This window comes from Pareuzebyella sediminis (genome assembly GCF_008367235.1).
Lineage (GTDB): Bacteria > Bacteroidota > Bacteroidia > Flavobacteriales > Flavobacteriaceae > Pareuzebyella > Pareuzebyella sediminis.
This window is the reverse complement of sequence record NZ_VTZS01000004.1, coordinates 157982-172374: the sequence shown is the minus strand read 5'-3', so window position 1 is coordinate 172374 and position 14393 is coordinate 157982. Positions and strand designations below refer to the sequence as shown.

Genomic DNA, 14393 nt, shown 5'->3' with positions numbered 1-14393 from the left:
ACCTGATAATTATCATATTCTGGGCGCCATGAACTTCCCAATTTTGTGCTAGGTATTAGCAAATCAGAAATATGGGTAACCAAAAATGCTTTCATTGTGGAGATGATTGCGCACGTGAACACGTGCGGTTCGATGAAAGGGATTTCTGTTGTAACGGATGTAAGACCGTCTATGAAATCTTTGAGAGCAATGATCTATCATACTACTACGACCTTCAATCAGCTGCAGGGGCCACCCCTAAACTTGTAGAGGGCAAGTATGATTTTTTGGACACCCCTTCGATTGTTGAAAAACTGACCGAATTTAATGATGGCCATCTTCAGATCATCACCCTTTATATTCCACACATTCATTGTAGCTCATGCATTTGGGCCCTTGAGAACCTGAACAAACTCAATCCATTTATTTCGAGCTCTGTAGTAGATTTTCCTAAGAAAACACTGAGGGTAAACTACGACGTATCTAAAATTTCGTTGAAGGAACTGGTCATTTTACTCGTTCGGATCGGTTACGAACCCTATATAAGCTTGGACGATATTGAAAACAAAAAAAAGGGCGTTGACCGAAGTCTAATCTATAAACTCGGCGTTGCGGGCTTCGCATTTGGCAATGTCATGTTTCTCTCCTTTCCAGATTATTTCGATCTTTCGAGTAGCGCTGCAGATGGCGGCGAATTCTGGCTGAACAAATACGAGAGTGTTTTCCGTTGGTTGATGTTCGCCTTTTCATTGCCGGTGGTCTTTTATGCCGGAAGCGATTATTTTGTATCGGCCTTTAAAGGAATCAGAAGCAAGATGTTGAATATCGATTTGCCGATAGCTTTGGGCATCTTGGTGCTTTTTTTGAGAAGCACTCTGGAAATCTTGTTCGATTGGGGCAACGGCTTTTTCGACTCGCTTACCGGTTTGGTATTCTTTTTATTGTTGGGCCGCTTCTTTCAACAAAAAACCTATTCATTCCTCTCTTTCGAACGGGATTACAAATCGTATTTTCCCATTGCCATCACCCGCATACTAGCGGATGGAAAAGAAGAAAGTGTTCAGGTCAACGAGATTAAACAGGGAGACCGATTGTTGATCCGCAACGAAGAGCTAATACCCGTAGATGGCATACTGGTCGAAGGAGACGCCCAAATCGATTACAGTTTTGTTACCGGCGAATCTGAACCCATAAAAAAGGGGTTCGGCGATAAGGTATTCGCGGGAGGAAAACAGCTACGGGGTTCCATAGAGATCGAGGCGCTTAAATCGGTGTCACAAAGCTACCTTACCCAGCTGTGGAGCAATTCCATTTTTCAACAAGATAAGGCCAGTAGGTTTCAGACTCTTACCGACAGTATAGGCAAGCGGTTTACACTGGTAGTTTTGTCTATTGCCTTTGTGGCAGCTTCCTTTTGGCTGTACTATGAACCTACCATGGCGCTTAATGTTTTCACCGCAGTACTCATCATTGCCTGCCCCTGTGCCATTGCACTGGCCTCACCATTTACCCTAGGTAATATGCTCCGTATTTTCGGGCGAAAAAAATTCTATCTAAAAGACTCCCAGACCATTGAACAATTAGCACAGCTAAACACGGCCATTTTCGACAAAACAGGAACCCTAACGACCCCTACCAAACATACCGCCACATACGAAGGTATGCCCTTGACCGACGAAGAAACCTCATTGCTTAAAAATACATTGAGGTCTTCGAACCATCCCTTGAGCAGAACCCTTTATAACGTGTTGGCGGAGCAGAACATCTATACTTTGGATGATTATGAAGAGCACACCGGGCAAGGGCTTAAAGGTAGCAAGAACGGAAGCCAGATTAAAGTAGGGTCCGCAGAATTTGTAGGCGACCATCAAGTATCGGAAGGGCTCAATACTTCTGTACATATTAGTAGCAATGACGACTACAAGGGAAAGTATATTTTTCACAGTAGGTATCGACCGGGCGTATCAAAGGTGTTTGATGAAATGTCCAAGACCATGGACCTCGCCGTAGTATCAGGGGACAATGAAGGCGAAAAAGAGCGTTTAGCACAATTGCTGCCAAAACTAACCCCCCTATATTTTGACCAAAAGCCACGCGACAAGCTTGAATTCGTCAAAGCGTTGCAAGACCAAGGTAGAAAGGTAATGATGGTCGGCGATGGTTTAAACGATGCAGGCGCATTGGCTCAAGCCGAAGTGGGTATTGCCATATCGGAAAACGTTAATGTTTTTTCACCTGCCTGCGACGGTATTCTTGATGCCTCAAAATTCGATCAGCTTTATCACTATATTTTAGCTTCAAAAAAAGCAATGAACATCATAAAGTTCAGCTTTGCGCTATCATTGGCCTATAATTTGGTTGGACTCTATTTTGCTATAACGGGCCAATTGCAGCCAGTGATAGCTGCTATCTTAATGCCTTTGAGCTCGATAAGTGTGGTAGCTTTCACTACCATCGCGACCAACCTATTGGGAAAGAATCTAAAATAGTCACTAACATGATAAATGTCATAAATAGTAACGTTGTCCCAATGTAGTTTTACACCTAAATTCAAATAAAGGTATGAGTGTTATTTATGTGCTATTGACCATAAGCATCGTTGTTGCGGTCATCTTTTTTGCCGCTTTCATCATTTCGGTCAGAAGTGGTCAATATGATGACTCCTACACTCCTTCAGTGCGTATGCTCTTTGAAGACGAACTGGTCAAATCCAAGAAAACAAGTAGTACCCAAAGTGATAGCAATCAAATCCAACTAAAAGACTAATTTTTTAATTATGGAAGTACAGCAGTTTTATTACGATAACAAAATCGTAAAAAAGTTTCTCTACGCGACAATGTTGTGGGGAATTGTAGGGATGTCGGTCGGGCTTCTTCTGGCCTTCATGTTCATGTTTCCGAATTTGACCGATGGCATCTCATGGCTCAGTTTTGGTCGATTACGACCCCTTCACACCAATGCGGTTATTTTCGCCTTTGTGGGAAATGCCATTTTTGCCGGGGTATATTATTCGACCCAGCGCCTGCTAAAGGCACGAATGTTCAGCGATGCACTCAGCAATTTCAATTTCTGGGGCTGGCAATTGATCATTGTTGCCGCGGCAATTACTTTACCCTTGGGCTATACTACGTCGAAGGAGTATGCAGAACTGGAATGGCCCATCGATTTGGCGATTGCCCTCGTCTGGGTCGCATTTGGGGTAAACCTCATCGGTACGATGATCAAACGGCGCCAACGACACCTGTATGTAGCCATTTGGTTCTATATCGCCACCTTCGTAACCGTGGCCGTTCTTCATATTTTCAACAGCCTTGAACTTCCCGTAAGTGCCCTGAAAAGCTACTCGGTATATGCCGGTGTTCAGGATGCACTGGTACAGTGGTGGTACGGTCATAATGCGGTAGCCTTCTTCTTGACTACACCATTCTTAGGTTTGATGTATTACTTTGTTCCAAAAGCGGCAAATCGTCCGGTATACTCTTATCGTTTGTCGATCGTTCATTTTTGGTCCCTGATATTCATTTACATCTGGGCCGGGCCCCATCACTTGCTCTATTCTGCTCTGCCAGACTGGGCCCAGAATCTCGGGGTCGCCTTTTCCGTGATGTTGATCGCTCCTTCATGGGGGGGTATGATCAACGGTCTTCTGACCTTGCGCGGAGCTTGGGACAAAGTGCGAACCGACCCTACTTTGAAGTTCATGGTAGTCGCAATTACCGGTTACGGTATGGCGACCTTTGAAGGCCCTATGCTTTCCCTGAAAAATGTGAACGCCATTGCACACTTTAGTGATTGGATTATCGCCCACGTGCATGTAGGTGCCTTGGCCTGGAACGGCTTTCTAACCTTTGGCATGATCTATTGGCTCGTTCCAAAAATGTTCAAAACGCGATTGGCCTCCATTGGGTTGGCAAACTTCCATTTTTGGATAGGTACCTTGGGTATTATATTGTATGCCCTGCCCATGTACGTAGCTGGTTTTACACAGGCCTTAATGTGGAAGGACTTCAACCCCGATGGTACTTTGGTTTACGGTAACTTCTTGGAGACCGTTAACGAAATTATGCCCATGTACTGGATGCGGGCTATTGGTGGAAGCTTGTACATTATCGGTGCTTGTGTGATGATTTATAACGTTGTGGTGACCATTAAATCCGGAAGTAAAGTAGAAGACGAATTGGCCGAAGCCGCGCCACTTACCAGAGTGTCTAAACATAGAATCGCTGGAGAAACATTTCATACCTGGTTGGAGCGGAAACCCGTGCAATTGACCATATTGGCTACGGTAGCCATCCTTATTGGAGGTATTATACAAATAGTGCCCACCATTCTCGTGAAATCGAACATTCCTACCATAACCAGTGTAAAACCCTATACTCCCTTGGAACTCGAAGGCCGGGATCTTTACATTCGTGAAGGCTGTGTGGGATGCCATTCACAGATGATCAGGCCCTTTAGGAGCGAGGTAGAACGCTACGGTGAGTATGCTAAAGCCGGTGAATTCGTGTACGACCATCCTTTCCTCTGGGGAAGCAAAAGAACCGGCCCGGATTTGCTGCGTGTTGGCGGTAAATATTCAGATAACTGGCATCTGAACCATATGTACGACCCACAGAGTACATCTTCAGGTTCAATCATGCCTTCCTATAAATGGATGGTACGCAACGAACACGACCGTAGTGGGGTGAAGGCTAAAATGGAAGCCATGGTTTCACTGGGTGTTCCCTATACGGAAGAAGATATAGCCAATGCCCAAGCCAGCATGGCTACTCAAGCAGAACAAATAGAAAAAAACCTTTATACCGATCCTGACTTCGCCAAGACTTATGAAGCCGATAAGAAATATGCCGCAGAAAATGGACTGGATTTCGTAGAGATGCGCGACAGGGAAATCGTATCACTAATTGCCTATTTGCAGCGATTAGGCACCGATATTAAAATAAAGGGAACTGATGAAATGCTAACTGAAAACAAATAAGAAAAGAAACGACGAATCATCTCGAAAAAGGGCAAATGAAACCATGAAGCCCATTATGCCCCATGATTCACGAGTTCCTATCTAAATAAAAATTATGTTGAAATTTGTAAAAAACCATATGGAAAGTATCGAAGGTATCGCCACATACCCGATGATTTCGCTACTTATTTTCTTCGTCTTTTTTGCACTGCTTTTTTGGTGGGTCTTTACCGCATCAAAAAGCTATATCAAAGAAGTAAGCGAACTGCCTCTAGAGAATGACAACCAATCTAAAGAAGAAGTATTATGAAAACGAACGTACCTTGGTGGATTAGAATCCCCGTGTTATTTTTCATCATTCTAGGACTGATGGAATATTTTATCGATTCAGGAGACAAACCGGCCATCATAGAATACCCAATAACCCAGTTCTTCATGTTGATGGTATTATTACTACTGATAGCCATTGAGCTCATCTTGCAATCGGTAGAAAATGTAATGTTCCAAACCCTATCAAAAGAGGCCCAAGAACGGTATTTGGCGTCTAAAAGCCAAAACTGGGAATGGAAATGGGGCAAGAAAATCTATAAAAAGATGCTCGGTTCAAAGCCTATTGAAAAAGAAGGCGAAATCATTCTCGACCACAATTACGACGGTATCCGGGAATTAGATAATACATTACCCCCGTGGTGGGTATGGATGTTCTACGCGACAATAGTTTTCGGAGTCATTTATCTTGTACGTTTTCACATCTTTAACGATTATGATCAAGATACGGAATACCTGACCGAAATGAAGTTGGCCGAGGCCGAAATCGCCGAATATAAGAAGAACGCGAAAGACCTTGTAGATGCAAGCACCGTAGAGATACTCTCTGATGCATCTGACATTGCCGCAGGAAAGGCTATTTTTGAATCGAATTGTGTGGCGTGCCATATGGCTGACGGCGGTGGAGGAATAGGTCCCAACCTGACCGACCAAAACTGGATTCTAGGTGGCGGCATCAAAAATGTCTTCAATACGATTTCAGAAGGTGGACGGGACGGTAAAGGTATGATTGCTTGGAAACAGACCCTTAAACCGGCCGAAATAGCACAGGTTGCCAGTTATGTTCTTAATTTTCAAGGAACCACACCAGCCAACCCGAAAGCTCCGGAAGGTGAGATATTCATCGACCCACATATGGCCACTGACGCACCACCCGTCGATTCCATAAAAGTAGAAGTTGAAATTGACACCCTTGAGTTCAAGAAAACCATCGATGACGGGGGAACAGTCATCCAATAGTTCGGTTGGGACAGCTCATCATTTGAAAAAATAAGGAATCGATTTTTGAAGATGCAAGATTGTTTTCCACGTAACGTAGCAAAGAAAACCCATTACCTAAGAAGTACGGACCGAATTTCCTCATCGGACTAAGATTGATAATTGTAGAATATCATGGCACAAGACCAAGAAAACTTTAGGGACTCCATCGGTACCATAAACGAGGCTGGTAAACGCGCCTGGGTCTTTCCCAAGAAACCAAGTGGAAAATTCTATCGTTACCGAAAGTATGTCAGCTATTTTCTATTGGCCTTTTTAGTTCTTTCGCCATTTATCAAAATTAACGGCAACCAGTTTTTAATGTTCAATGTGCTAGAGCGCCGTTTTAATATTTTCGGGTTCCCGTTTTACCCTCAAGATTTTCATCTTTTTGTAATATCGATGATCATAGGGGTGGTTTTCATAGCGCTATTTACCGTTGCTTTCGGACGTATTTTTTGTGGGTGGATGTGCCCCCAGACCATTTTTCTGGAGATGGTCTTTCGACGAATTGAATTTTGGATAGATGGTGATCGTGGAGCACAAATCAGGCTCGACCGCCAACCGTGGAATGCCGAAAAGATTCGAAAACGGATTCTAAAATGGTCTATTTTCTTTATCATTTCATTTTTGATCGCTAATGTGTTCTTGGCCTACTTAATCGGCAGTGACCGATTGCTCGAATATATCACTGATGGCCCCCTCGAGCATATCAGCACCATGGTATCGCTTCTGATATTTACCTTGGTGTTTTACTTTGTATTTGCATGGTTTCGGGAACAGGTATGTATTATAGCCTGCCCGTACGGGCGCATGCAGGGGGTACTTTTAGACAACAAATCGATTGTCGTCGCGTATGACCACAAAAGGGGTGAAGCCGTAAACGGAAGAAAGAAGTGGCGGAAAAACGAGGATCGCGAAGCCTTAGGTTTCGGTGACTGTATCGACTGCTTTCAATGCGTTAACGTGTGCCCCACCGGTATTGATATTAGAAACGGAACGCAACTCGAATGTGTAAACTGTACGGCTTGTATCGATGAATGTGACACCATCATGGAAAAAGTCGACCTCCCCAAAGGGCTCATACGATATGCTAGTGAAGATGAAATTACCAAAAAGGAGAAATTCAAGTTCACGGCCAGGTTAAAGGGGTATACGGCTGTTTTGATCATTTTAACGGGCGTATTGATAGGAATGCTTTTTCTGAGGAACGATCTTGAGGCCAATATTCTGAGACTGCCTGGGCAGTTATATGAGCACAAGGAAGGAAATATAATCAGCAATGTATATACCTATAAACTGCTGAACAAGACTACGAGTAATATAGACAATGTACATTTTGAACTTCTATCGCATAAGGGAAATATTAAACTGGTGCCACAACAAAATTTCGAGGTACCGGCAGAGGCCCTATCTGAGGGCACCTTATTTATAGAAATCAATGCTGCCGCCTTGAATGGCGACAAAGACAAACTCAAAATAGGAATTTACAGTGACAATGAATTGATCGAAACTACCTCTGCGCGTTTTCTAGCACCGAGAAGTTATAATTAGAAAGAATGAGTAAATGCCCATCAGATTGAGCTTGATGGCAAAAAACGGACAATATGAAATTTAACTGGGGAATTGGTATCGTAATAGCTTTTGTAGGGTTTATAGCTTTTATCATGTTCTTCGTTGTTCGAATGGCAACGGATCATCGAGCCGACCACGATTTGGTCACTGAAGAATACTATAAGGCCGAACTCGGTTATCAAAAAGAAATCGATGCCGAAATCAATGCCCACAACCTGGAAAATAGGCTTAAAATAGAAAAAACATCAGAAGGTTTACTGGTGACCTTCCCGGACGGAAGCGAACCAACTAGCTCAACTGGTTTAGTGTCCCTATATAGACCATCCAACAAGCACTTGGATTTTGACTTACCCATAAGTTTATCCAATTCACATTTGCTCATACCTGACAAACAGCTTTTGGATGGTCGTTGGGACATAAAAATTACATGGGAGCATCAGGGAAAGAACTTCTTGCATAAAGAAAGCATCATGTATTAATACGTTCTGTATAAAATGGGTTAAAAAAAATTTCCTGTATAGAAAATAGTTGAAAAAGTTATGCCATGATACTATCGGCCCTCTTATTAGGATTGTTGGGAAGCCTCCATTGCATAGGTATGTGCGGACCCATTGCTTTTATGCTTCCCGTAAGCCGTGAGAATAATTTTAAAAAGTTTGGGCAAATCGCTCTTTACCATACCGGACGTTTGTTCTCGTATGGTATTATTGGTCTCGTTTTCGGACTATTGGGAAAGGGGCTCTTTATATTCGGGATGCAGCAAAAACTATCCTTGGCCATCGGCATCTTGATGATTATAGTCGTGCTGGTTCCGTATAAAACCTTCAACAAATACAATCTTTCGAAACCCCTCTATAAAGGAATTGCGCATATTAAAAACCGATTGGGCCAAGAACTTAAAAAAAAGTCCCCCGACACCTTCTTGACCATCGGTTTTTTAAACGGATTTCTTCCCTGTGGACTGGTTTATATGGCCCTGTTCGGAGCCATAGCCATGGGAAGTGCTTTACAGGGAAGTCTTTATATGGTGCTTTTTGGCCTAGGAACTGTTCCCTTGATGAGTACGGCCATCTATTTTAGTAATCTATTAAAAGGAGAGATGCGCCATCGCGTGCGCAAATTGGTTCCCTTTTTCGTCGTGGTTATCGGAACGCTCTTTATTTTACGAGGGTTAGGGCTCGGAATTCCATACCTTTCCCCAAAACCCATAACAGAAGTCGTTTCTGCGGAGATGGAATGCCATAATTGATTTCTATAAAAGCCAATTGCTATTTATACGTCCTTGATGCGTGATACGCATTATAAAAACCCAAAACGTATACCCTGATAATACTCATGTTTTGCCAAAATAATCCTTCTCATATTTGCACTTTTAAAAGTTTAACAGATATACATGAGAATAGTTTCGACAGCAGCGGCTGTATCAATGATAAAATCAGGAGATAGAGTATTCTTTCAAGGTGCAGCAATGACCCCGAACACCCTGATCGATGCCCTATGCGAACGGTATAATGAACTAGAGGATATAGAAATAGTTTCTATTCATACTGAAGGAGATGCCAAATATACCCGCGAACCTTATAATAAGACCTTCCGTATGAACAGTTGCTTTGTTGGTGGCAATGTGCGGGGTATGGTGAATAGTTCGTACGGTGATTATATTCCCATTTTTTTAAGCGAGATACATCTATTGTTCCGAAAGCATATCTTACCCTTAGATGTCGCCATGGTGCAGGTTTCCCCTCCTGACAAGCACGGATTTTGTTCTTTAGGGGTTTCCGTAGATGTAACATTACCTGCTGTTCAAACGGCCAAGAAAGTTATCGCACAGATCAATCCCTTTATTCCTAGAAGCCATGGCGACGGTATCATCCATATCGACAAGATCGATTGTGCCATAGAAGTTAGTGTTCCCATTCATACACATGATATAGCACCTATTTCAACTATCGAACAGTCGATCGGCAAAAACATTGCAAATCTTATCGACGATGGGGCGACCCTGCAAATGGGCATTGGCAACATTCCCAATGCCGTATTAAGTAATTTGGGTAATCACAAACGGTTGGGAATCCATACCGAAATGTTTTCCGACGGTATTTTACCACTCATCGAAAATGGCGTGATTACCGGAGAGGACAAAGAAATCAAAACCGGCAAAATAGTCACATGTTTTGCGGTTGGTTCGCAAAAACTATACGATTTTATCGACGATAATCCTCTGGTGCATTTCAAGGAGGCAGGCTACACCAACGATACTGCGATTATTCGGAAAAACCCTAAAGTAACTGCTATTAATAGTGCCATCGAAATTGATGTAACGGGTCAAATCTGCGCTGACACCATTGGTAGCAGACAATACTCTGGAGTAGGTGGACAAATGGATTTTATTCGCGGCGCTTCTTTGTCGCGCGATGGAAAACCTATATTTGCTATACCCTCGGTTACGGCCAAGGGAATTTCAAAGATAACACCCTATTTAAAACAAGGAGCCGGGGTAACGACCACTCGTGCCCATGTTCATTATGTGGCCACAGAATATGGCGTCGTCAACCTTTTCGGGAAAAACCTTAAGGAAAGGGCAAAGGCCTTAATTTCCATTGCCCACCCCAATCATCGGGAAGCACTTGAAAAATCGGCATACCAACGTTTTAGAAATGACGGATAAACAGGCAAAGAGAAATATTGAAAGTAGAGAAGATGTAGCCCTGCTTGTACGTTCTTTTTACAAAAAAATCAGAAAAGTCAGTGAATTAGGCCCATTTTTCAATACCATAATTTTAGATTGGGAAGGCCATTTTGAACTCTTGACTGATTTTTGGGAAACCCAACTCTTCTTGAAAAGAAAATATCAAGGCAACCCTATAACCAAGCATCAAGAAGTTGATAAGAAGATGAACCAGACCATTACATCCGAACATTTTGGGCTCTGGCTAAATCTTTGGTTTGAGACCATAGACAGCCTTTTTGAGGGAGAGAGGGCTTGGATCGCCAAGAACAGGGCTCAAAAAATGAGCACTATGTTATTCTTAGAAATTTATCGGCACAGAAATAAATAAGCCCAACCTATTTTGGATATAAACAAGAAAATCGAAAAAAAGTATAGTGACCTGGGAGAAAACCATGAAACCTATCTCAAAGGCCTTTACCATTCCAAACCTATAAACTATTGGGATTACGTTGAAGTAGATACATTATTATCATTACAGAAGCCCCGAACACATTTTAAAGATGAGACCGTTTTCATAATGTATCATCAAGTAACCGAACTTCTTCTAAAGATGATGCGTCATGAAGTCGAACAAATCGTTGACGAAAAAGACCTTGACGAAAAATTCCTTATCACAAAAATAGGGCGGCTTATTCGCTATACGAATATGCTTATTTCATCTTTTGACATCATGAGAGATGGTATGGATTATAACGATTACAACTCCTTTAGAACTATATTGACACCGGCCAGTGGTTTTCAGAGCGCACAGTTCCGTTTTCTTGAGCTTTCCTGTACCCGCTTGGAAAATCTGGTCAATGAAGATGGTAAAAAAAGGATGGGGACAAAACCCAATATCGAAGCTATTTTTGAACACCTATATTGGAAAGATGCGGGTTTCAATCGTAAAACCGGTAAAAAAACATTGACGCTTATTGATTTTGAACAAAGGTATCTCGAAAGCCTTGTTGCCCATACCAAAAAGGTTCGGAATAAAACGGTAGAAGACAGACTGCTCCAACTATCGAAGCCTTCAAAGGCCCTAAAAGAAAAATTAAGGGAATTCGACCGTTTGTACAATATCGAATGGCCTCTGGTTCATCTACGCACCGCAGAACACTATCTGAACAGTAAGGGTGAAAACAAAACGGCTACCGGAGGTTCCGAGTGGAAAAAATACCTACATCCAAAATATCAACAACGTAGATTTTTTCCTTCATTATGGTCTAAAGAAGAAAAAAGCAAGTGGGGCACCGAACATTTTTAATTCAAATCAGTACTAGGTACTAAAAGTGAGATTTTCGACGTATCGACTATCAGGCATAGTTCAGTCGTATTTTTCAGGTCATAATTCTTTGTTTTTGTTAAGGTAGAGGTGAAGAAGTAAAACTTGACAAATATCATGTTTTGAAGCGGCTAAAAGCCCCAATTTTACATCTTTCAACTGCACCCTTGGTCACATCGCCCATATGATTACCGAGGAGCACCAAGACACAAATAAAGTTGGTATGATAAACGCACATTCTTTCCATATTCCAGTCATGGGTATCGGTTTTACGATTGATACGCCCTTGAAGGTCTCCCAATTCGGTATAGACTCGGTTATCTCGTTGGTCGATGATATTTTATTGGAAAGATTAAGGAAAATGTATTGTGCAAAGTCTGGCGAAACTTATCAAGAAATCACTGATAAAACAGAAGATTTTAGGGCGAAACGCATCACAGCATACCTCAACCTCATACACAAACTGGCACAAGAGAAATTCGAAGCATTTCGACATAAAAATACGGAAACGGTCAAAAATTTCAAGGGATATTTCGATATGCTTCCAGACAGTGCGCCTATCAAAGCCGAATTTGAAAAACGGTTACTCAGCGGTCGAGATGTTGCAGAGCTCCTTGCATGGGCAAAAGATAATATGCGAATAGGCAGTATTGACGTAAACATCATGACCAAAGTCGATAAGGACAACTATTCAAAAAAGGAAAAACTACCTTCTGAATTCAACGATGCGCATGCCGCACTCAGAGGTTTCGCAAATAGCACATTGAACTCTTCAATGATTCTTTCTGCAGGCATGAACCCTAGGTTGTATAGCTATATCGAACAGTTCGAAGACTTTTATCCCCATCCCGATCAAGAGCCTAAAAAGAAAATAGTACTTAAGGTTAGCGACTACCGTTCTGCCCTTATTCAAGGTAAATTCTTGGCAAAAAAGGGCTTATGGGTTTCAGAGTATCGTATCGAATCAGGCCTTAACTGTGGTGGCCATGCCTTTGCAACCGACGGTTATCTTTTAGGACCTATTTTAGAACAGTTCAAAGAGAATCGCGAGGTACTTCGTTCATCGGTACATGAGATATTGACCAAGGCCCTAGGTCAAAAAAATAGGTATGCACCTGACAAACCTATGTCCTTAAAAATTTCGGCACAGGGCGGAGTCGGAAACACTGATGAACATCACTTTTTGTTAGACTATTACCAGATTGATTCTGTAGGTTGGGGCACTCCTTTCCTCTTGGTTCCCGAAGCGACGACTGTTGATCGTGACACACTTGAAAAACTGGCAGGCGCGAAGAAAGAGGACCTTTATCTGAGCAACATCTCACCTTTGGGTATTCCCTTTCACAGTTTAAGGGGCAATACCAAAGATCTCGAAAAAGAAAGAAATTTAATCAATGGCAAACCGGGAAGCCCTTGTCCGAAAAAATTCGTAGCCCTCAATAAAGATTTCAAAACCAAAGGTCTCTGTACAGCATCAAGACAATATCAACATCTAAAAATACAAGAGCTGCAAGAAAGAGGGCTTTCGAAGAAAGAATACGAATTCCACTTTAATAAGGTGACCGAGAAAGCATGCACCTGTGTGGGTCTCGGTACCTCCGCCCTATTGACCTATGGTCTAGATACAAAAATCGAAGGCGAAGGGGTATCGGTATGCCCTGGCCCGAACATGGCCTACTTTTCTAAGCCGGTTTCCTTGAAGCTTATGATCGACCATATATACGGACGTAAGAATATTATCGAGAGTACCGATCGGCCGAATATGTTCATCAAAGAACTTCGAATATACATTGATTATTTAAAACAACAGATTGCAGATTACGAAAGAGAACCTACAGAAAAACACTACAAATACTTGGTCCTATTCCAAAAGAATCTTATCGACGGTATTGCCTATTACAAAAAGCTTTTCTCGGCCCATAGTCAAAAGCAGCGTATGACCATACCACTTGAAGAGTGCCTGCGGGTATTGGAAGCGCTACCCTTATATTGGGAACAAGGAGCAGGAAATACGGTTTCATAGCACGGTTTGTTCATTGGTATTCGAGCCTATTCAACCCATAAACCTTCCAGTGATATCCCAAATTTTAATCTGGAATACGATAGGGTCTCCTTTCAAGAACTTCACGTTGGAAAATTCTTCCATCTCTCTTGTATTTTTTTGATCGTTGATATTCAGAATACCCTTAACTCCTTGACCTAACTTTTCTAGGTAGAATTCATGATCTATCTTATCTAATTCCTCATATTCACCATGTATAAGGATTGTTTTCCATTCCTTAACCGAAACGATCTTATCAAGATATAAACAAACGGCAGCGTTTTCGCGCATGCTCTCTATCTTATGGCCAAAAGTGGAAAACGCTATAATACTATTTTCCTTTTCATCATAAAAGTAGGTTATGGGCACGATGAAAGGACTTTCTTTAGAAATGTATCCCAGCTTCGCCACATATTCTCTTTCTATTTCTTTAAGACACTCGACCTTCGAAAGATACTTTGGCATAATTCAAGTATTAATATCGGATTTCAAACAAAAAATAGTGTTCGAGATATACAAATAGAGGGGCGTGAAAAGAAAG

Annotated in this window: 13 protein-coding genes; 12 read left to right on the top strand and 1 reads right to left on the bottom strand. The window is 42.1% G+C overall.

The window, feature by feature from the left end; genetic code table 11:
- Positions 1 to 71: 71 nt before the first annotated feature.
- The 12 genes from F2B13_RS14850 (at position 72) to F2B13_RS14795 (ending at position 13834) form a co-directional block, all read left to right on the top strand.
- On the top strand, positions 72 to 2468 hold the full coding sequence (locus F2B13_RS14850) for a heavy metal translocating P-type ATPase (RefSeq protein ID WP_149276567.1): 2397 nt from the start codon (positions 72 to 74) through the stop codon (positions 2466 to 2468).
- Between the two features lie 73 nt (positions 2469 to 2541).
- The gene (ccoS, locus tag F2B13_RS14845; RefSeq protein WP_149276566.1) at positions 2542 to 2745 is read left to right on the top strand and encodes a cbb3-type cytochrome oxidase assembly protein CcoS; all 204 of its coding nucleotides are present in this window, start codon (positions 2542 to 2544) and stop codon (positions 2743 to 2745) included.
- Positions 2746 to 2755: 10 nt separating this feature from the next.
- Positions 2756 to 4957: a cytochrome-c oxidase, cbb3-type subunit I gene (gene ccoN, locus F2B13_RS14840; protein WP_149276565.1), complete on the top strand. Its 2202-nt coding sequence runs from the start codon at positions 2756 to 2758 to the stop codon at positions 4955 to 4957.
- A gap of 94 nt (positions 4958 to 5051) precedes the next feature.
- Positions 5052 to 5246: a CcoQ/FixQ family Cbb3-type cytochrome c oxidase assembly chaperone gene (locus F2B13_RS14835; RefSeq protein WP_149276564.1), complete on the top strand. Its 195-nt coding sequence runs from the start codon at positions 5052 to 5054 to the stop codon at positions 5244 to 5246.
- On the top strand, positions 5243 to 6223 hold the full coding sequence (locus F2B13_RS14830) for a cbb3-type cytochrome c oxidase N-terminal domain-containing protein (RefSeq protein ID WP_149276563.1): 981 nt from the start codon (positions 5243 to 5245) through the stop codon (positions 6221 to 6223). The genes F2B13_RS14835 and F2B13_RS14830 overlap by 4 nt, the downstream gene beginning before the upstream one ends.
- 153 nt (positions 6224 to 6376) lie before the next feature.
- On the top strand, positions 6377 to 7795 hold the full coding sequence (ccoG, locus tag F2B13_RS14825; RefSeq protein ID WP_149276562.1) for a cytochrome c oxidase accessory protein CcoG: 1419 nt from the start codon (positions 6377 to 6379) through the stop codon (positions 7793 to 7795).
- A 53-nt stretch (positions 7796 to 7848) separates the two neighbouring features.
- Positions 7849 to 8295 carry a FixH family protein gene (locus F2B13_RS14820; protein ID WP_149276561.1) on the top strand — a complete coding sequence of 149 codons (447 nt, stop codon included), beginning with the start codon at positions 7849 to 7851 and terminating at the stop codon, positions 8293 to 8295.
- A 65-nt stretch (positions 8296 to 8360) separates the two neighbouring features.
- Positions 8361 to 9065, top strand: coding sequence for a sulfite exporter TauE/SafE family protein (locus tag F2B13_RS14815; protein WP_149276560.1), 705 nt, complete (start codon positions 8361 to 8363; stop codon positions 9063 to 9065).
- A 144-nt stretch (positions 9066 to 9209) separates the two neighbouring features.
- Positions 9210 to 10484, top strand: a complete 1275-nt coding sequence (locus tag F2B13_RS14810) for an acetyl-CoA hydrolase/transferase family protein (RefSeq protein ID WP_149276559.1) — start codon at positions 9210 to 9212, stop codon at positions 10482 to 10484.
- Positions 10474 to 10875, top strand: a complete 402-nt coding sequence (locus F2B13_RS14805) for a group III truncated hemoglobin (RefSeq protein WP_149304563.1) — start codon at positions 10474 to 10476, stop codon at positions 10873 to 10875. The genes F2B13_RS14810 and F2B13_RS14805 overlap by 11 nt, the downstream gene beginning before the upstream one ends.
- 9 nt (positions 10876 to 10884) lie before the next feature.
- Positions 10885 to 11793: a tryptophan 2,3-dioxygenase family protein gene (locus tag F2B13_RS14800; RefSeq protein WP_149304562.1), complete on the top strand. Its 909-nt coding sequence runs from the start codon at positions 10885 to 10887 to the stop codon at positions 11791 to 11793.
- Positions 11794 to 12034: 241 nt separating this feature from the next.
- Positions 12035 to 13834, top strand: coding sequence for a hypothetical protein (locus F2B13_RS14795; protein ID WP_232625251.1), 1800 nt, complete (start codon positions 12035 to 12037; stop codon positions 13832 to 13834).
- 30 nt (positions 13835 to 13864) lie between these two features.
- Here the strand turns inward: F2B13_RS14795 and F2B13_RS14790 are convergent, their stop codons facing one another.
- Positions 13865 to 14317 (bottom strand): pyridoxamine 5'-phosphate oxidase family protein, encoded by a 453-nt coding sequence (locus F2B13_RS14790; RefSeq protein ID WP_149304560.1) that lies wholly within the window; start codon positions 14315 to 14317, stop codon positions 13865 to 13867.
- Between the last annotated feature and the right edge of the window lie 76 nt (positions 14318 to 14393).

Bases quoted from the DNA above. Each gene is read 5' to 3' on its own strand.
- F2B13_RS14850 (WP_149276567.1), top strand. From the start codon at position 72: ATGGGTAACCAAAAATGCTTTCATTGTGGAGATGATTGCGCACGTGAA.
- ccoS (WP_149276566.1), top strand. From the start codon at position 2,542: ATGAGTGTTATTTATGTGCTATTGACCATAAGCATCGTTGTTGCGGTC.
- ccoN (WP_149276565.1), top strand. From the start codon at position 2,756: ATGGAAGTACAGCAGTTTTATTACGATAACAAAATCGTAAAAAAGTTT.
- F2B13_RS14835 (WP_149276564.1), top strand. From the start codon at position 5,052: ATGTTGAAATTTGTAAAAAACCATATGGAAAGTATCGAAGGTATCGCC.
- F2B13_RS14830 (WP_149276563.1), top strand. From the start codon at position 5,243: ATGAAAACGAACGTACCTTGGTGGATTAGAATCCCCGTGTTATTTTTC.
- ccoG (WP_149276562.1), top strand. From the start codon at position 6,377: ATGGCACAAGACCAAGAAAACTTTAGGGACTCCATCGGTACCATAAAC.
- F2B13_RS14820 (WP_149276561.1), top strand. From the start codon at position 7,849: ATGAAATTTAACTGGGGAATTGGTATCGTAATAGCTTTTGTAGGGTTT.
- F2B13_RS14815 (WP_149276560.1), top strand. From the start codon at position 8,361: ATGATACTATCGGCCCTCTTATTAGGATTGTTGGGAAGCCTCCATTGC.
- F2B13_RS14810 (WP_149276559.1), top strand. From the start codon at position 9,210: ATGAGAATAGTTTCGACAGCAGCGGCTGTATCAATGATAAAATCAGGA.
- F2B13_RS14805 (WP_149304563.1), top strand. From the start codon at position 10,474: ATGACGGATAAACAGGCAAAGAGAAATATTGAAAGTAGAGAAGATGTA.
- F2B13_RS14795 (WP_232625251.1), top strand. From the start codon at position 12,035: ATGATAAACGCACATTCTTTCCATATTCCAGTCATGGGTATCGGTTTT.
- F2B13_RS14790 (WP_149304560.1), bottom strand. From the start codon at position 14,317: ATGCCAAAGTATCTTTCGAAGGTCGAGTGTCTTAAAGAAATAGAAAGA.